General features: G+C 52.9%; 14 protein-coding genes. 7 read left to right on the top strand and 7 right to left on the bottom strand.

Annotation, left to right across the window (positions count from 1 at the left end):
* Positions 1-14: 14 nt before the first annotated feature.
* Complete coding sequence (ldtB, locus tag D9738_RS06200; protein WP_001056384.1) at positions 15-935, bottom strand: L,D-transpeptidase; 921 nt, start codon at positions 933-935, stop codon at positions 15-17.
* A gap of 218 nt (positions 936-1,153) precedes the next feature.
* Here ldtB and D9738_RS06195 point away from each other — a divergent pair, with 218 nt between their 5' ends.
* On the top strand, positions 1,154-2,746 hold the full coding sequence (locus D9738_RS06195; RefSeq protein WP_130259765.1) for an ABC-F family ATPase: 1,593 nt from the start codon (positions 1,154-1,156) through the stop codon (positions 2,744-2,746).
* 239 nt (positions 2,747-2,985) lie between these two features.
* On the opposite strand, the gene D9738_RS06190 is transcribed toward D9738_RS06195, so the two are convergent.
* From D9738_RS06190 to D9738_RS06175, 4 genes are all read right to left on the bottom strand, one after another.
* The gene (locus D9738_RS06190) at positions 2,986-4,245 is read right to left on the bottom strand and encodes a DUF1479 domain-containing protein (protein WP_130259764.1); all 1,260 of its coding nucleotides are present in this window, start codon (positions 4,243-4,245) and stop codon (positions 2,986-2,988) included.
* 151 nt (positions 4,246-4,396) lie between these two features.
* The gene (ybiV, locus tag D9738_RS06185; RefSeq protein ID WP_130205153.1) at positions 4,397-5,212 is read right to left on the bottom strand and encodes a sugar-phosphatase YbiV; all 816 of its coding nucleotides are present in this window, start codon (positions 5,210-5,212) and stop codon (positions 4,397-4,399) included.
* Positions 5,213-5,357: 145 nt separating this feature from the next.
* Complete coding sequence (locus tag D9738_RS06180; protein WP_130259763.1) at positions 5,358-7,790, bottom strand: glycyl radical protein; 2,433 nt, start codon at positions 7,788-7,790, stop codon at positions 5,358-5,360.
* Positions 7,791-7,795: 5 nt separating this feature from the next.
* Positions 7,796-8,695, bottom strand: a complete 900-nt coding sequence (locus D9738_RS06175; protein WP_130259762.1) for a glycyl-radical enzyme activating protein — start codon at positions 8,693-8,695, stop codon at positions 7,796-7,798.
* 129 nt (positions 8,696-8,824) lie between these two features.
* Here D9738_RS06175 and fsa point away from each other — a divergent pair, with 129 nt between their 5' ends.
* On the top strand, positions 8,825-9,487 hold the full coding sequence (fsa, locus tag D9738_RS06170; protein WP_130259761.1) for a fructose-6-phosphate aldolase: 663 nt from the start codon (positions 8,825-8,827) through the stop codon (positions 9,485-9,487).
* 147 nt (positions 9,488-9,634) lie between these two features.
* On the opposite strand, the gene moeB is transcribed toward fsa, so the two are convergent.
* Together moeB and moeA are read right to left on the bottom strand one after the other, a co-directional pair.
* Complete coding sequence (gene moeB, locus D9738_RS06165) at positions 9,635-10,384, bottom strand: molybdopterin-synthase adenylyltransferase MoeB (protein WP_130259760.1); 750 nt, start codon at positions 10,382-10,384, stop codon at positions 9,635-9,637.
* The gene (moeA, locus tag D9738_RS06160) at positions 10,384-11,619 is read right to left on the bottom strand and encodes a molybdopterin molybdotransferase MoeA (protein ID WP_130205163.1); all 1,236 of its coding nucleotides are present in this window, start codon (positions 11,617-11,619) and stop codon (positions 10,384-10,386) included. The genes moeB and moeA overlap by 1 nt, the downstream gene beginning before the upstream one ends.
* 203 nt (positions 11,620-11,822) lie before the next feature.
* Between moeA and iaaA the strand changes: the two genes are divergently transcribed.
* From iaaA to gsiD, 5 genes are read left to right on the top strand one after another with little or no spacing between them, the layout of a single operon-like run.
* Positions 11,823-12,788: a beta-aspartyl-peptidase gene (gene iaaA, locus D9738_RS06155; protein ID WP_130259759.1), complete on the top strand. Its 966-nt coding sequence runs from the start codon at positions 11,823-11,825 to the stop codon at positions 12,786-12,788.
* The gene (gene gsiA / locus D9738_RS06150; RefSeq protein ID WP_130259758.1) at positions 12,775-14,622 is read left to right on the top strand and encodes a glutathione ABC transporter ATP-binding protein GsiA; all 1,848 of its coding nucleotides are present in this window, start codon (positions 12,775-12,777) and stop codon (positions 14,620-14,622) included. The genes iaaA and gsiA overlap by 14 nt, the downstream gene beginning before the upstream one ends.
* 43 nt (positions 14,623-14,665) lie before the next feature.
* Complete coding sequence (gene gsiB, locus D9738_RS06145; protein ID WP_130259757.1) at positions 14,666-16,204, top strand: glutathione ABC transporter substrate-binding protein GsiB; 1,539 nt, start codon at positions 14,666-14,668, stop codon at positions 16,202-16,204.
* 17 nt (positions 16,205-16,221) lie between these two features.
* Positions 16,222-17,142, top strand: coding sequence for a glutathione ABC transporter permease GsiC (gsiC, locus tag D9738_RS06140; protein ID WP_130259756.1), 921 nt, complete (start codon positions 16,222-16,224; stop codon positions 17,140-17,142).
* Positions 17,143-17,144: 2 nt separating this feature from the next.
* Positions 17,145-18,056 (top strand): glutathione ABC transporter permease GsiD, encoded by a 912-nt coding sequence (gene gsiD, locus D9738_RS06135; RefSeq protein WP_130205171.1) that lies wholly within the window; start codon positions 17,145-17,147, stop codon positions 18,054-18,056.
* Positions 18,057-18,187: the final 131 nt, after the last annotated feature.

Raw genomic sequence — 18,187 nt, 5'->3', positions numbered from 1 at the left:
TTAAGTTTTAACGATTAATTCAGGCGAACCGGCATCCCGGAACGGTTTTTAATCGCTTCATCCAGAACAACCTGATCAACGTCTGGCTGACCAGTCACTGTCTGCACGCTCTTCGTCAGAGTAATTGGTACAATTTCCTGACCTTCAAACTGGGCTTCGGTGGTAGACAGCGGGTTATGGACTTCAATATAACGGCTGCCGTCTGGCTCGGTAGTCGCTTTTACCGGCTCATCAATAAACTGCACGCGAGTACCGACTGGCACTTTCTCGAACAGGAATTTAATGTCTTCGTTACGCAGACGCACACAGCCGTGGCTTACGCGCAGACCGATACCGAAGTTAGCGTTGGTGCCGTGGATAGCGTACAGGCGACCGATGTACAGTGCATACAGCCCCATTGGGTTATCCGGGCCAGCCGGAACGACAGCCGGAAGTGGTTCGCCTGCTGCGCGGTACTCGGCGTGCATTTTGGCGGTCGGTGTCCAGGTCGGGCCTGCTTTCTTACGCTCTACTTTGGTGGTCCAGTTGATAGGTGTGTCTTTACCTAACTGACCAATCCCGATCGGCAACACGATAACGGTGTTGGTCCCTTTCGGATAGTAGTACAAACGCATCTCTGCGCTGTTAATGACGATACCTTCATGCACGGTATCTGGCAGGATCAACTGCTGTGGAATGTTCAGTACGGTGCCGCCTTTCGGCAGGAAGGTATCCACACCAGGGTTAGCTTCCATCATGTTGGAAAGACCCATCTGGTACTCGGCAGCAAAATACTCCAGCGGCTGAGTGTTACCTTCAGGGATAGTGATCACCTGATTCTGACCAACCAGGCGACTCCCGTCGGTTGGCAGAGGATAAGTTACCGCAGAGGCGGTACTGCAAAAGCCGACAACAGCGAAGGCCGCTGCGAATAATGTTTTCAATTTCATATTCATGTTAAGCGAGATTTAGTGCCTGGCAGGCCATTAGGTTGAGAATATTAGAGTATTGGAAGCGCATTATATGTTCATTCCAGCTAACAGTGAAATCAGATGTGTACTAAATCACATTTTTTGCCTTTGGGAAGAGTGTAGACCTTAAGCGACGGACGGGATCTTCTTTCAGACTTATGGCATAATGCGCGGTTTGTCATATCTCTTTTCAGGATACGCCTGTGTTAGTTTCCAGTAACGTCACCATGCAGTTCGGCAGTAAGCCGTTGTTTGAAAACATTTCCGTCAAATTTGGCGGCGGCAACCGTTACGGCCTGATTGGCGCGAACGGTAGTGGTAAATCCACCTTTATGAAAATCCTCGGCGGCGACCTTGAGCCGACGCTGGGCAACGTTTCCCTCGATCCGAATGAGCGCATTGGTAAGCTGCGCCAGGATCAATTTGCCTTTGAAGAGTACACCGTGCTGGATACGGTGATCATGGGGCATAAAGAGTTGTGGGAAGTGAAGCAAGAGCGCGACCGCATCTATGCTTTGCCGGAAATGAGCGAAGAAGATGGCTACAAAGTGGCCGATCTGGAAGTGAAATACGGCGAAATGGACGGTTACTCTGCAGAATCGCGTGCGGGGGAATTGTTGCTTGGCGTCGGTATTCCACTGGAACAACACTACGGCCCGATGAGTGAAGTTGCTCCTGGCTGGAAGCTGCGTGTGCTGCTGGCGCAGGCGCTGTTTGCTGACCCGGACATTCTCCTGCTCGACGAACCGACCAACAACCTGGACATCGACACCATTCGCTGGCTGGAGCAGGTGCTGAACGAGCGTGACAGTACCATGATCATCATTTCGCACGACCGTCACTTCCTCAACATGGTTTGTACCCACATGGCGGATCTGGACTACGGCGAACTGCGCGTTTATCCGGGCAACTACGATGAGTACATGACGGCCGCGACCCAGGCGCGTGAACGTCTGCTGGCTGATAATGCCAAGAAGAAAGCGCAGATTGCTGAGCTGCAATCCTTCGTTAGCCGCTTTAGCGCCAACGCCTCGAAATCTCGCCAGGCGACTTCGCGCGCGCGTCAGATTGATAAAATCAAACTGGAAGAGGTAAAAGCCTCCAGTCGTCAGAACCCGTTCATTCGTTTTGAGCAGGATAAGAAACTGTTCCGTAACGCGCTGGAAGTGGAAGGTCTGACCAAAGGGTTTGATAACGGTCCGCTGTTTAAAAATCTTAGCCTGCTGCTGGAAGTCGGTGAAAAACTGGCGGTACTGGGTACCAACGGCGTCGGTAAATCGACCCTGTTAAAAACGCTGGTGGGCGATCTGCAACCGGACAGCGGCACTGTAAAATGGTCTGAGAACGCGCGCATTGGTTACTATGCCCAGGACCACGAATATGAGTTCGAAAATGATCTGACCGTGTTCGAATGGATGAGCCAGTGGAAGCAGGAAGGCGATGACGAGCAGGCGGTGCGCAGCATTCTCGGTCGTTTACTGTTCAGCCAGGACGACATCAAAAAGCCAGCTAAAGTGCTTTCCGGTGGGGAAAAAGGGCGGATGCTGTTTGGTAAGTTAATGATGCAGAAACCGAATATTCTGATCATGGACGAACCGACCAACCACCTGGATATGGAATCCATCGAGTCACTGAACATGGCGCTGGAACTGTATCAGGGTACGCTGATCTTTGTTTCTCACGACCGTGAGTTTGTAAGCTCCCTGGCGACCCGCATTCTGGAAATCACTCCGGAACGCGTGATCGACTTTAGCGGTAATTACGAAGATTACCTGCGTAGCAGAGGGATCGAGTAAGTTATTGCCCGTCACCCCGATACAGTCGGGGTGACGGTGGCTGAGGACAAACGCAAGATTGCCTGATGCGCTACGCTTATCAGGCCTACGCAGGACCTGCAATGTATTGAATCTGCAAGCCGTTTTAGGTCGGATAAGGCGGTAACGCCGCATCCGGCATGAACAAAGCGCACTTTGTCAGCAATCTGAGCAACATCGAACCTGCTTCCTTAACCTCACTTCCAATAATCCATCAACTCTTACACGTCCATGCCCAGTGCGCGCTTACCGTGAATGTTCAGATCATCCAGTGTAAAGCGGCTTTTCCAGTTTGCTTCATAATCTTCCCGCGGGAAGTCGCCCGGTGATGCGCCTTTTTCCAGCGCCATTTTGACTTTGTGTGCATAAGCCCGATTTTTCTCGCACATTGGCGCAGCAGGGATATACATCACGTTGCCCCAACCCTGTTGATTGTCTACTGGCGCGACGGAGTGAATCACATCGCAGTGCCACCAGACGGAATCCCCTGCTGTTATCGCGGGAATGGATGTCAGCGCTTTAATCAATAGTGGATGCCATTTCTCTGAAATGGGAAGAACTTTGCCAGGTGCAACCCCGCACAGTTCATCGTCCGGTACGTCATCCAGCAGCGGGCGCAATAAAACATACGCCATCGCTTCCGGGATAGGCACCACATGCAACAATCCCTGACCCGATATCATATCAGAGAGCGCAGTCCAGCCTTGAAACGTGCGGAACACTGAACATTTGGTCGTGTTATCCACCGTGTACTCTTCGACATCGGTCCGGTGTGCAGCATCCCAGGGATCGTAATCATCGAAATTACCATTGAACACATTGGCAAAAACGCGCTGATAAGCGGGCAATAACCACCGTTCCAGCGCACCAGAATCGGTATGCGCCCCCAGACCTTTAGATGTAGTACCTGGAGGACGGCGACGGATCCTGTCCGGGTAAATCACACTGATATCAGGATCAAACCACTGCTTGCCGTTGCTTTCAGACTTCCACAGGCGGTTCAGGAAAGATTGCACAGCAGCCATATTTTCGCTCTGCCGCGCCTGCATCTGTGCTTGTGACCAGTAAATGGGATAGATTTCGGGACGAGAAGCCTCCAGTGAGCCGAAAAAACTGTCGCCAGGGCCTTTATAAACATCATCAAAATGATTGCTATCGAGATAATCGAGCATGGCACGATCCCACGCCAGCGCCTGCTCGCGAGGGAAATGACCTTTTATTACTGCACAGCCGCGACGTTTAATTTCATTGCGAGTGACATCGCTTACTGTCCCTGCGGCAATATCGCTATAAGAAACTTCCGGCCAAACCGGCAGCCCTTGCGCTTTTAGGGCATCGATTTCAGCAACACGCGTTTCGATTTTTGCAGAGAGTGTATCGAAAACCTGTTGTACATCACCGAGCTGTTCCCGCAGCGCAGCTTTCATTTCTCGGATAGCCGCTTTCGCATCTGTGGGCAGCGTCTCACAGGAAAAAGTCATATCAACCCCTCATCTTTCGTTCGAAAGTAAAATGATTACGATTGATACTTTAAGTTAAAAATAAGTTAACGCAAGATAAAGATCTTGAGTCACCGCACAAAGCGAGCAAAAAGGCGAGAGGCCGAAGTGGTCACTCCGGCCCGGGGGAAGATCAACGATTGAAAGGAGCGATGTTATCCAGCACTGCCTGAATCACATTCAGCGCGCCTTCATGATTATTGTCATCGGTAGCGTAATGAGCGATTTGTTTAATATTTTCCGCAGCATTGCCCATCGCAAAGGAATAACGCGCCATTTTCAGCATCTCCGCATCGTTACCGCTGTCGCCAATCGCTACCACATTTTGCGGCGACAGATCCCAGCGTTTCAGTAACCGCGAAATACCGTTCGCTTTATGCAGGCCAGGTATAATCAGGTCAATAAACCCAAAACCACTGGTCACCGGTTTCATAATGCCGTCGAGTGCAATGTGCAGTTTGTCTATCACCTGTGGGATCTGTTCATCCGGCAGGTTCAGAGAAAACTTGAACAGTACGTCGTCAATGTCCTGGTAATCCTTTACAGGTTTCAGGCGATGGTAGTGTTTTGCCATCAATGCAACGAATGATTCCGGGGCATTTTCACTGATGTATGCACTTTGCAGACCACAGGCGACAAAATTCAGTTGTTTATCTTTCAATAACTCGCCAATAACAATCCGCGATTCATGTCGAGTCAGTTCGCCGTGAAAAAGCTGCTTGCCGTGTTCGTAAACCAGAGCGCCGTTTTCTGCAACAAAAGAGATTTCATCTTTTAGCTCAGGGAAGAAGGAAATGAGCTGGTAATACTGGTTACCGCTGGCGACAACGAACTCAATATCGCGATTTTTCAGTTCCTGATATTGCGCCATAAAACGCTCATGATTGTACGTTTTGGCGTCGTTTAGAAAAGTACCGTCCATGTCTGTGACGATAACTTTTACGCTCATAAGAAGTGCTCCTGGCAATGAATGCAAACCGCCACAGTGTAATAACAATGTGACGCAGGGCACAAATTTATTTCGAATGTAATTGAGCGAGAAATTGACACTGTGAATGATATAGCCCGGCGACGGTGGCCGCCGGGCGGAAGAGTTACAGCATATGTTCGGTACGGGCGATGATATCGTCCTGTGCGTCTGGAGAGAGCGCGGTGAAGAAGGCGGAATAACCTGCTACGCGCACCACCAGATCGCGGTATTGATCCGGATGTTTTTTCGCTTCCAGCAATGTTTCGCGGGAAACGATGTTGTACTGAATGTGCCAGCCTTTATGCACTTCGAAGAAGGTGCGCAGCAGGATCATCAGTTTCTGCTTGTCAGATTCGTTCTCCAGCGTCGCCGGGTTCAGTTTCTGGTTGAGCAACACACCGCCGAGAATCGCTGCGGTAGGCAGTTTACCCACTGAGCCGATGACCGCCGTTGGGCCGAGATGGTCGGTGCCGGAGGCCGGGCTTGCGCCTTCTGCCAGCGGGGTATGCGCTTTACGTCCGTCCGGCGTTGCCATGGTCTGTGCGCCGAATGGTACGTTGGCGGAAATAGATGATGTACCTGCGTAATAATTGCCGCCGATCGGGCCACGACCGTAGCGTGGGTTATGATACTGTTTCAGTTCGTCGATATAGGTCTGATAAGCGCGAGCCAGCAGCGTATCGACGGTATCATCGTCGTTGCCGTACTTCGGCGCGCCGTTAATCAGACGCTGACGCAGCTGCTCGTGAGTCAGACCGTCGAAGTCTTCCGCCAGCGCGGCAGCCAGTTGTTGCTGACCAATCACGCCCTGTTCAAATACCAGTTTCTTCACTGCCGCCAGGCTGTTGCCGAGGTTGGCAATGCCGACCTGCAGGCCAGAAACCCAGTCATATTTCGCGCCGCCTTGCTTGATACTTTTCGCTCGCTCAATACAGTCATCCACCAGCGCCGAGCAGAGAATATCGTGCACGTTCTCTTCCAGCATGGTGTCGACGACATATTCGATTTCGATTGATTTGCGGGTGTAGTAACGGATTTGCGTATCCCACGCGTCCATGACTTCATCGAAGTTGTTGAAGTTACCCGCTGACAACGCTTTTTCTTGTGGCAGGAACACTTTGCCGCTGGTGGCATCACGACCACCTTCCAGCGCCGCCAGCATCACGCGAGCGAAGTTGATAAAGCTCATGCCGGTGCAGCGATAGCCCCATTTACCGCCGACGGCGGTTTCGATACAACCAATCGCTGCGTAGTCGTAAGCGTCCTGCGGTTCAATACCGAGTTTAATAAATTCCGGAATCACGATTTCGTCGTTGTTGAACGCCGGCATCCCGAAGCCGCAGCGGATCACCTGCACACAGGCATCGAGGAAATCGTTGCTCATTCCCGCATGGTAACGCACGCTGAGGTTAGGCTGAGTCGAACGCAGGCGACCGCAAGATTCGAGGATTGCGTAAGAGAGTGGATTCACCGCGTCCATCGGCTGACCATCAACCAGATTTTGCCCGCCAATGGTGACGTTCTGATACAGCGGACTTCCCGCAGAGGCTTTTGAGTGCGAGCCGGAGCGGATCTTGTTCACTTCCAGCAGTTTCAGCCAGCAGCTATGCAGCATCTCGATAGCGTGTTCGCGATCCAGCGTCTGGTTGAGTTCAACGTCGCGGCGATAGTACGGATAGAGATACTGATCCATACGACCAAACGACACCGAGTGACCGTTAGATTCAATCTGCAAAATCAACTGGATGAAGTAGCACAGTTGCAGCGCCTGCCAGAAAGTTTGCGGCGGCTGGTGGGCGATGATGTCGCAGTTTTCTGCCATCGCCAGCAGTTCATCGCGACTACTTTCGCGGGATTCGGTGGCGGCCATTTCTCGCGCCAGAGCAGCGAAACGTTCAATGTGTTCACTGACTGCCACCAGTACGATATCAATCGCTTTCAGGAACTGCTCGCCGTGCAAATCTTCCAGCACAGTCAGGTTGATACGTGAGCGGCGCTCTGCCACTTTCTCGCGCAGACCATCAAGCCCTTTTTCCAACAGCAGCGGGAAATTGACCGCCAGGTGCGCATCGCCGGAGGTCATATTGCCCTCCGCTTTAATGATGCCAGTCGCCAGCAGGCCTTTTTGCTCATCGGTAAACATGCCATAGCAGCGATCCTGTACAGTCTGACCGCGCCACCATGGGCACACTTCATGCAGAACACGTTTGTTCTCTTCGCTGACCGCAAAACCAGCACCCGGACGATCCGCCAGATCATCAATCTCTTTTTCGATCCAGGAGACGGTATATTCCGGGAAGATCGGCGCGGCGCGGACTTCACTGGCCTGGTTGCCGATGATTAACTCATCGTGTTTGATCCAGATGGTGCGATTCGCCAGGTGGTGCGCCAGCGCCAGCGCGCGACGTACCGGGATCGGCTTATCGAGATGTTGTTGATACATCTCAGTATAGTGCTGTGCGCGCTCGGTACAGACCGGCGGTTTCACAATATGCACCAGCGCATTTTTGTGCGCTTTAATGCGGTCGCTGAGCGTGTCCAGTTTCAGTGTGGTCATGGTTGTTATCCTCGTAAGGTCGCGGTTAACCCTTTCTGGCAGGCATACTGCTGGGCAAAGTCGAGCAGTTCTGGCGCATCAAGCGGTTTTTCCGGGGCGTCATAGGGCAGATTAAGTAAGTGATATTTGTTGATGCCCAGCGTGTGGTAGGGCAGGAAATGAATTTCGCTAACGTGCAACTCATCGGCGGCAAAATCGGTAATGGCTTTCACACTGGCTTCATCGGCATTAAAGCCCTGAATCAGCGGCACGCGAATAATGATTTTTTTGCCCGCCGCCGCGAGTTTTTTCAGATTATCCAGCACTCTGGCGGCGCTGCCGTCAGTCCACTGTTTAAACGGCGCGTCGGCAACGTGTTTTAAATCGGCAAGAAACAGATCGATATAGGGCAGAGAAGGGGCGATATATTTCCACGGCACATGCAGACAGGTTTCTACCGCAGTATGAATACCGGCCTCGTGGCTGGCTTGCAGCAGCGCCGTCGCCATTTCCGGCTGCATAAACGGCTCACCACCGGAAAGCGTTAAACCGCCGCCGCTGCGATCGTAAAATGGTTTATCGCGCAGAACGGTCGCCATGATCTCCTCAACGCTTTTCGCTTCACCGCACACGGTTAATGCCTGAGTCGGACAGCAGTCGGTCAGCGCCGTCAGATGTTCAGGCGTTAACTTTTCCCTGTGAATGAGTAAACCATTCAGCGCGCGCTCAATCACTTCCGGAGCGGTTTTTGAGCATAGTTCGCAGCCTTCCAGACACAGTCGTGCGTCATACAGCAGATCTTGCGTGCGGGCGCGGCTTTCCGGGTTCTGACACCAGCGGCAGCCCAGCGAGCACCCCTTAAGGAAAACTACCGTGCGGATACCGGGACCGTCGTGGGTCGAATAGCGCTGAATGTTGAAAATCATAGATGTCCCTCTTTTTCGTTCAAACATTAAAATACTTTCGAATGAAAGTTAGATTGATGTACATCAACTGTTCAGAGAGTTTTTTCGTGATAGTCTGATTTCATACAAAAGTAGATTTAGAGGATGACTATGGAACTGTATCTGGATACTTCAAACGTCGCCGCAGTGAAGACGCTGGCTCGTGTTTTTCCATTGGCGGGTGTGACCACTAATCCAAGTATTGTGGCGGCAGGTAAGAAGCCTCTGGAAGTTTTACTTCCTGAGTTACATGAGGCGATGGGCGGACAGGGGCGTTTGTTTGCGCAGGTCATGTCTACTACTGCTGAAGGTATGGTGAACGATGCGCGTAAACTGCGTTCTATTATTGCGGATATCGTGGTTAAAGTACCTGTGACTGCCGAGGGGCTGGCAGCGATTAAGCTATTAAAAGCGGAAGGTATTCCGACGCTGGGTACGGCGGTGTATGGGGCAGCGCAAGGGCTGCTGTCGGCGCTGGCGGGTGCGGAGTATGTTGCGCCTTACGTCAACCGAATTGATGCCCAGGGCGGGAGTGGTATTCAGACGGTGACCGACTTACACCAGTTACTGAAAATGCACGCGCCACAGGCGAAAGTGCTGGCAGCCAGTTTCAAAACCCCGCGTCAGGCGCTGGACTGCTTACTGGTAGGATGCGAATCAATCACACTGCCGCTGGATGTCGCGCAACAGATGATTAGCTATCCGGCAGTTGATGCCGCTGTGGCGAAGTTTGAGCAGGACTGGCAGGGGGCGTTTGGCAGAACGTCGATTTAACCGGACTTTCTGCATCCTCATAAATTGCTGATGACGTGGCGGAGTGCACTGATGCCTGCCGCGTCTTATCAGACCTGGAAATCTGCGCCCGAACCGTAGGCCAGATAAGGCGTTCACGCCGCATCTTATCAGGCCCGGAGCTGGCAATTAATGCCCGCACACCTCACACCCCGGATTACGCATCAGTTTCATTTCGCGAAACTGACAGGTCATCGCATCGTACATCACGATTTTCCCGCTGGCAGGTTTGCCATAACCTGCCAGCAGTTTGATCGCTTCCATTGCCTGCAACGAACCAATCACCCCAATCAACGGTGCCATTACGCCCGCTTCCACGCAGGTTAACGCGTTCTCGCCAAACAAACGGCTAAGGCAGCGATAGCACGGCTCACCGTCCTGATAAGTAAAGACCGTGATTTGCCCTTCCATACGAATTGCCGCGCCGGAAACCAGCGGCACCTTCGCGGCAAAACAGCCCGCGTTCAGTTGATTACGTACCGCAACGTTATCCGTACAGTCGAGCACCAGATTGTGTTCAGCAATCAACGCAGCCAGTTCAGCGTCATCAAGCAACGCGTTTATCGGCGTAATCGCGATATGTTGATTGATCCGCGCCAGTGCGTCACGGGCTGATTCTACCTTCGGTTGCCCGACCGTGGCATCACTGTGCAGCGTCTGGCGCTGCAAATTTGAGAGCGAAACCGTGTCGAAGTCGAGCAGCGTCAGGTTACCGACGCCGGCGCTTGCCAGATACTGCGAGGCTGCGCAGCCGAGGCCGCCCAGGCCAACTACCAGCACGCGGGAATCTTTCAATGCTTCCTGACCGTCAAAATCAAAACCACGCAGGATGATTTGCCGATTGTAGCGCAGCATCTCCTGATCGCTGAGTTCCGCCATTACAGGCCTCCGAACAACGCATTAAATGGCTCGACTTCCACCCATTCGCCCGCTTCAACATTGCCGCGATCGCGCTCCAGCACGATAAAGCAGTTGCCGAGGCTAAAGGAGCTAAATATATGTGAACCCTGATGCCCGGTGGTCGTGACTTCCAGTTCGCCGTCGGCGTTGCGTTGCAGCACGCCGCGCTGGAAATCAAGACGTCCAGGGGATTTCTTGAGACGAGATGCCGTGCGTACGCGCTGGCGCGCGGGCAGGCCACTGGCGGTATTGCCGCTTAATTTGGCCAGCAAAGGTTGTACTAATTGATAGAAGGTCAGCGTCGCAGAAACTGGATTGCCCGGCAGGCCGCAGAACCAGCTATTCGCGAGTTTACCAAACGCGAACGGTTTACCCGGTTTAATCGCCAGTTTCCAGAACGCAATTTCGCCCAGTTCTTCGAGAATGGTTTTGGTGTAATCCGCTTCACCAACCGAAACACCACCGGAACTGATCACCACATCCGCCTGGCTGTCGGCTTCAATAAATGCGGCGCGCAGGGCATGTGGATCGTCGCGAATAATCCCTAAGTTGATTACTTCACAACCCAGCTGTTCTAACATCAAATGCACCGCGAGGCGGTTGGTATCGTAAATTTGCCCATCGCCCAGAGGCTGACCGGGTAACTGCAACTCATCACCCGTGGAAAATAGCGCCACTCGCACTTTACGAATCACCGGAGCTTCGGCAATCCCTAGCGAAGCAATCACTGGCAGTTCAGCGGTAGTCAGGCGAGTACCTGCCGGAAAAACAACCGCGCCCGCAGAGATATCTTCACCGCGACGGCGAATATTTTGCCCGCTATGCACTTCAGCGGTAAAACGTACGCCATTGTCCGTTAGTTCAGTCTGTTCCTGCATGACCACTGCTTCGCAGCCTTCCGGTACTGGTGCGCCAGTCATAATGCGGATGCAGGTGCCAGCAGGCCACTCGCCATGGTAAGGCTGACCGGCAAACGACTTCCCGGCAACGGGCAGCGGTTGTCCGGAGGTGATATCGGCCAAACGTACCGCGTAACCGTCCATTGCGGAGTTATCAAACCCTGGGACATCCAGCGGCGAAACCACATCGCTCGCCAGAATACGGCCAAAACACTGTACCAGTGGCAGCGTTTCCTGGGCGGTCAGTGGGGTAACGCGAGAAAGCATCTCATTAAGCGCGGTGTCGAGCGACATCAATCCGGTGGTAAATTCCATGAAAACACTCCTGCGGAGGCAAAATCGAATTTGCCTATTATGTCAGAAAAACGCCACAGACTGTATGCCACCTCGGTCGTAGAGCAGACGCTCTCCTTTACATGCCATATACATCTTTCTATATTCAAAAATTGAATGAGTAATTCATAAAAATTCTGATATTTATAGCAAAAGTGGCGAGCCACCCTTAATGGACGAAGACTATGGGCAAAGCAGTCATTGCAATCCACGGCGGCGCAGGCGCAATTAGCCGCGCACAGATGAGTCTGCAACAGGAATTACGCTACATTGAGGCGCTGTCTGCCATTGTTGAAACCGGACAGCAAATGCTCGAAGCGGGCGAAAGCGCGCTGGATGTGGTGACAGAAGCGGTGCGCCTGCTGGAAGAGTGTCCGCTCTTTAACGCCGGAATTGGCGCCGTCTTTACGCGTGATGAAACGCATGAACTGGACGCCTGTCTGATGGATGGCAACACCCTGAAAGCGGGGGCGGTGGCGGGCGTTAGCCATCTGCGCAACCCAATTCTTGCCGCTCGTCTGGTGATGGAGCAAAGCCCGCATGTGATGATGATTGGTGAGGGGGCGGAAAACTTTGCTTTTTCTCATGGCATGGAGCGCGTCTCGCCGGAGATTTTCTCCACGCCTTTGCGTTATGAACAGCTGCTGGCGGCGCGTGAGTGTGGGGAAACCGTCCTCGACCATAGCGGCGCTCCGCTGGATGAAAAACAAAAAATGGGTACGGTGGGCGCCGTGGCGTTGGATTTACACGGCAATCTGGCGGCCGCCACGTCCACGGGCGGAATGACCAATAAATTACCCGGACGAGTGGGCGATAGTCCCTTAGTGGGTGCCGGATGCTACGCCAATAACGCCAGTGTGGCGGTTTCTTGTACTGGTACGGGCGAAGTCTTCATCCGCGCGCTGGCGGCGTATGACATCGGCGCGTTAATGGATTATGGCGGTCTAAGCCTCGCGGAAGCCTGCGAGCGGGTGGTGATGGAAAAACTCCCGGCGCTTGGCGGCAGCGGTGGCTTAATCGCTGTCGACCACGAAGGTAACGTCGCACTACCGTTTAACACCGAAGGAATGTATCGCGCCTGGGGCTATGCAGGCGATACACCAACCACTGGTATCTACCGCGAAAAAGGGGACACCGTTGCCACACAGTGATGAACTTGATGCCGGTGATGTCCTGGCGGTCGATAATCTCAACATTGCCTTTATGCAGGACCAGCAGAAAGTGGCTGCGGTGCGCAATCTTTCTTTTCGGCTGCGACGCGGCGAGACGCTGGCCATTGTCGGGGAATCAGGTTCCGGTAAATCTGTCACAGCACTGGCATTGATGCGTCTATTGGAACAAGCAGGCGGTCTGGTGCAGTGCGATAAAATGCTGTTGCGGCGACGCAGTCGTGAAGTGATTGAGCTTAACGAGCAGAGTGCCAGTCAAATACAGCATGTGCGCGGCGCAGATATCGCGATGATTTTTCAGGAGCCGATGACCTCGCTGAATCCGGTATTTACTGTGGGTGAGCAGATTGCCGAGTCGATCCGTTTGCATCAAAACGCCAGTCGTGAACAGGCGATGGTAGAGGCGAAGCGGATGCTGGATCAGGTTCGCATCCCGGAAGCCCAAACCATTCTTTCGCGTTATCCGCATCAACTCTCCGGTGGGATGCGCCAGCGAGTGATGATTGCAATGGCGCTGTCATGTCGCCCGGCGGTGCTGATTGCGGATGAACCGACCACCGCACTGGATGTCACGATTCAGGCGCAGATCCTGCAATTAATCAAAGTATTGCAAAAAGAGATGTCGATGGGCGTCATCTTTATCACTCACGACATGGGCGTGGTGGCAGAGATTGCCGATCGGGTGCTGGTGATGTATCAGGGCGAAGCGGTCGAAACGGGCAGCGTTGAACAGATTTTTCATGCGCCACAGCATCCTTATACCCGCGCGCTGTTGGCTGCCGTGCCGCAGTTGGGGGCGATGAAAGGGCAAGATTATCCTCGCCGTTTCCCGCTGATATCACTTGAACATCCGGCTAAACAGGAACGACCTGTCGAGCAGAAAACGGTGGTTGATGGCGACCCTGTTTTACAGGTGCGTAATCTGGTGACCCGTTTCCCTTTACGTAGTGGCTTACTGAATCGCGTTACGCGAGAAGTGCATGCGGTTGAGAAGGTCAGTTTTGATCTCTGGCCTGGCGAAACGTTGTCGCTGGTGGGAGAGTCCGGGAGTGGCAAATCAACCACCGGTAGGGCGTTGCTGCGCCTGGTTGAATCCCAGGGCGGCGAAATCATCTTCAAAGGGCAGCGAATCGATACCCTTTCACCTGGCAAACTTCAGGCATTGCGCCGCGATATTCAGTTTATTTTTCAGGACCCTTACGCCTCGCTGGACCCACGTCAGACCATTGGTGATTCGATTGTCGAACCGCTGCGTGTACACGGTTTATTGCAAGGTGAAGAAGCTGCTGCACGCGTTGCGTGGTTGCTGGAACGCGTTGGCCTGTTACCTGAACATGCGTGGCGTTACCCGCATGAGTTTTCCGGCGGTCAGCGTCAGCGCATCTGCATTGCTCGCGCGTTGGCATTGAATCCAAAAGTGATCATTGCCGATGAAGCCGTCTCGGCGCTGGATGTTTCTATCCGTGGGCAAATCATCAACTTGTTGCTCGATCTCCAGCGCGAGTTTGGCATCGCCTTTCTGTTTATCTCCCACGATATGGCCGTTGTAGAGCGGATTAGTCATCGTGTGGCGGTGATGTATCTCGGGCAAATCGTTGAAATTGGTCCACGGCGTGCGGTCTTTGAAAATCCGCAGCACCCTTATACACGTAAATTACTGGCGGCAGTTCCGGTCGCTGAACCGTCCCGACTACGACCGCAGCGCGTGCTGCTGTCGGATGATCTTCCCAGCAATATTCATCTGCGTGGCGAAGAGGTTGCCGCCGTCTCGTTGCAATGCGTCGGGCCAGGGCATTACGTCGCACAACCACAATGAGAGTACGCATTTTTGCGTAGATAACATTCAGGCGGAGAATAAAATGGCAAGAGCTGTACACCGTAGTGGGTTAGTGGCGATGGGCATTGCCGCAGCGTTGATGGCACCTTGTGCATTCGCTGCCAAAGATGTGGTTGTGGCAGTGGGATCGAACTTCACTACGCTCGATCCGTATGACGCGAATGACACGTTATCTCAGGCGGTAGCGAAATCTTTTTATCAGGGACTGTTCGGTCTGGATAAAGAGATGAAACTGAAAAACGTGCTGGCGGAGAGTTATACCGTTTCCGATGACGGCCTCACTTACACCGTGAAATTGCGCGAAGGGATTAAGTTCCAGGACGGCACCGACTTTAACGCCGCAGCCGTCAAAGCGAATCTGGACCGAGCCAGCGATCCGGCAAATCATCTAAAACGCTATAACCTGTACAAAAATATTGCCAAAACTGAAGTGGTCGATCCGACAACGGTGAAGATTACGCTCAGGCAACCGTTCTCCGCGTTTATTAACATCCTCGCTCACCCGGCGACCGCGATGATTTCACCGGCGGCGCTGGAAAAATATGGTAAGGAGATTGGTTTTCACCCGGTCGGAACTGGCCCGTATGAACTGGATACCTGGAACCAGACCGATTTTGTGAAGGTTAAAAAATTTGCGGGTTACTGGCAGCCAGGCTTGCCCAAACTGGACAGCATCACCTGGCGTCCGGTGGCGGACAACAATACCCGCGCGGCAATGCTGCAAACCGGTGAAGCGCAGTTTGCTTTCCCTATCCCTTATGAACAAGCTGCGCTACTGGACAAGAACAAAAATATCGAGCTGATGGCCAGCCCGTCGATTATGCAACGTTATATCAGTATGAACGTGACGCAGAAACCATTCGATAACCCAAAAGTGCGTGAGGCACTGAATTACGCCATCAACCGTCAGGCACTGGTGAAAGTGGCCTTTGCGGGATATGCCGTTCCTGCCACTGGTGTGGTGCCACCGAGTATTGCCTACGCGCAAAGTTATAAACCGTGGCCTTACGATCCGGCTAAAGCGCGCGAACTATTAAAAGAGGCGGGATATCCCAACGGTTTCAGTACCACATTGTGGTCATCACATAATCACAGTACCGCGCAGAAAGTGCTGCAATTTACCCAGCAACAGCTAGCGCAGGTGGGGATTAAAGCCCAGGTAACGGCGATGGATGCCGGGCAGCGGGCGGCAGAAGTTGAAGGTAAAGGGCAGAAAGAGAGCGGCGTGCGAATGTTCTATACTGGCTGGTCGGCCTCGACCGGTGAAGCTGACTGGGCGCTATCGCCGCTGTTCGCCTCGCAGAACTGGCCACCGACGCTGTTTAATACTGCGTTTTACAGCAATAAGCAGGTGGATGACGAGCTTGCCCAGGCGCTGAAAACCAACGATCCGGCGGAAAAGGCGCGCTTGTATAAGGCGGCGCAGGATACCATCTGGCAAGAGTCGCCGTGGATCCCGCTGGTGGTAGAAAAACTGGTGTCGGCACACAGCAAAAAACTGAGCGGTTTTTGGATTATGCCAGACACTGGCTTTAGCTTTGAAGATGCGGATTTGCAATAAGTAGCGCAGGGAGAGGAATGCTTAATTACGTTATCAAACGCTTGCTGGGGCTGATTCCGACGCTGTTTATTGTCTCGGTGCTGGTGTTTTTGTTTGTCCATATGCTACCCGGCGACCCGGCGCGATTGATTGCCGGTCCAGAAGCCGATGCGCAGGTCATCGAACTGGTGCGTCAGCAACTGGGGCTGGATCAGCCGCTGTATCACCAGTTCTGGCACTATATCAGCAATGCCGTGCAGGGGGATTTTGGTCTGTCGATGGTGTCGCGTCGTCCGGTTGCCGAGGAGATCGCCAGCCGTTTCATGCCTACGCTGTGGTTGACCATTACCAGTATGACATGGGCGGTGCTGTTCGGCATGGCGGCGGGTATTATCGCCGCCGTCTGGCGTAACCGTTGGCCGGATCGATTAAGTATGACCATCGCAGTATCAGGGATTTCATTTCCGGCATTTGCGCTCGGAATACTGCTGATTCATGTTTTCTCTGTTGAACTTGGCTGGTTGCCTACCGTAGGTGCAGACAGTTGGCAGCATTACATATTACCTTCTCTGACGCTCGGCGCGGCGGTGGCGGCAGTGATGGCGCGTTTTACCCGCGCCTCGTTTGTTGATGTTTTAAGTGAGGATTATATGCGTACCGCGAGGGCGAAAGGGGTAAGCGAAACCTGGGTTGTCCTCAAGCATGGTTTACGCAACGCCATGATCCCTGTGGTCACCATGATGGGATTGCAGTTTGGCTTTTTGCTCGGTGGTTCCATTGTGGTGGAGAAAGTTTTCAACTGGCCCGGACTTGGACGCTTACTCGTTGACTCCGTAGAAATGCGTGATTACCCGGTGATTCAGGCAGAAATTCTGCTCTTCTCGCTGGAGTTTATTCTTATCAACTTAGTGGTGGATGTGCTTTACGCCGCCATTAACCCGGCTATCAGGTACAAGTAAGGATGCGACTATTTAACTGGCGACGTCAGGCGGTGTTAAACGCTATGCCACTGGTAAAACCTGACCAGGTACGTACACCGTGGCATGAGTTCTGGCGACGTTTTCGCCGTCAGCATATGGCGATGGCCGCCGCACTGTTCGTCATTTTGCTGATTGTGGTGGCAATTTTTGCCCGTTGGATCGCCCCCTATGATGCCGAAAATTTTTTCGATTATGACAACCTGAATAACGGCCCTTCTTTGCAACACTGGTTTGGTGTCGACTCGCTGGGGCGTGATATTTTCAGCCGTGTCCTGGTCGGCGCGCAAATCTCGCTGGCGGCGGGTGTGTTTGCTGTCTTTATTGGTGCGGCGATCGGTACGCTATTGGGTTTACTGGCGGGATATTACGAAGGCTGGTGGGACCGATTGATTATGCGTATTTGCGATGTGCTGTTTGCCTTCCCGGGTATTTTACTGGCGATTGCTGTTGTTGCGGTGTTAGGAAGCGGTATTGCCAACGTAATTATCGCAGTCGCCATCTTTTCCATTCCGGCTTTTGCCCGTCTGGTGCGCGGCAACACGCTGGTGTTGAAACAGCAAACTTTTATTGAATCGGCGCGCAGTATTGGTGCCAGCGACATGACCATCTTGTTGCGCCATATCTTGCCCGGGACTGTCTCTTCCATTGTCGTCTTTTTCACAATGCGTATTGGCACTTCGATCATCTCGGCTGCCAGCCTTTCATTTCTTGGCCTGGGGGCGCAGCCGCCGACACCAGAATGGGGGGCTATGCTCAATGAAGCGCGAGCGGATATGGTCATCGCGCCGCATGTGGCGGTTTTCCCGGCACTCGCTATCTTCCTTACCGTGCTGGCTTTCAACTTGCTGGGCGATGGCTTACGCGACGCGCTGGACCCGAAAATTAAAGCATAGCCACGGCAGAATATTGCTTAAAAATGTAATGGCGTCATAGGAAATTATTGCTATACGCAAATGTTGTAACTTTCTGCCGATTTTGTAGAATCAGGTAATTGGGTAAATATGCTGTTGTAAAAGTCTATTTA

Origin of the sequence: Escherichia sp. E10V5, from assembly GCF_004212315.1 — a bacterium.
GTDB lineage: Bacteria > Pseudomonadota > Gammaproteobacteria > Enterobacterales > Enterobacteriaceae > Escherichia.
The sequence above is the reverse complement of the archived record's forward strand: the minus strand, read 5'-3'. Positions and strand labels throughout refer to the sequence as shown.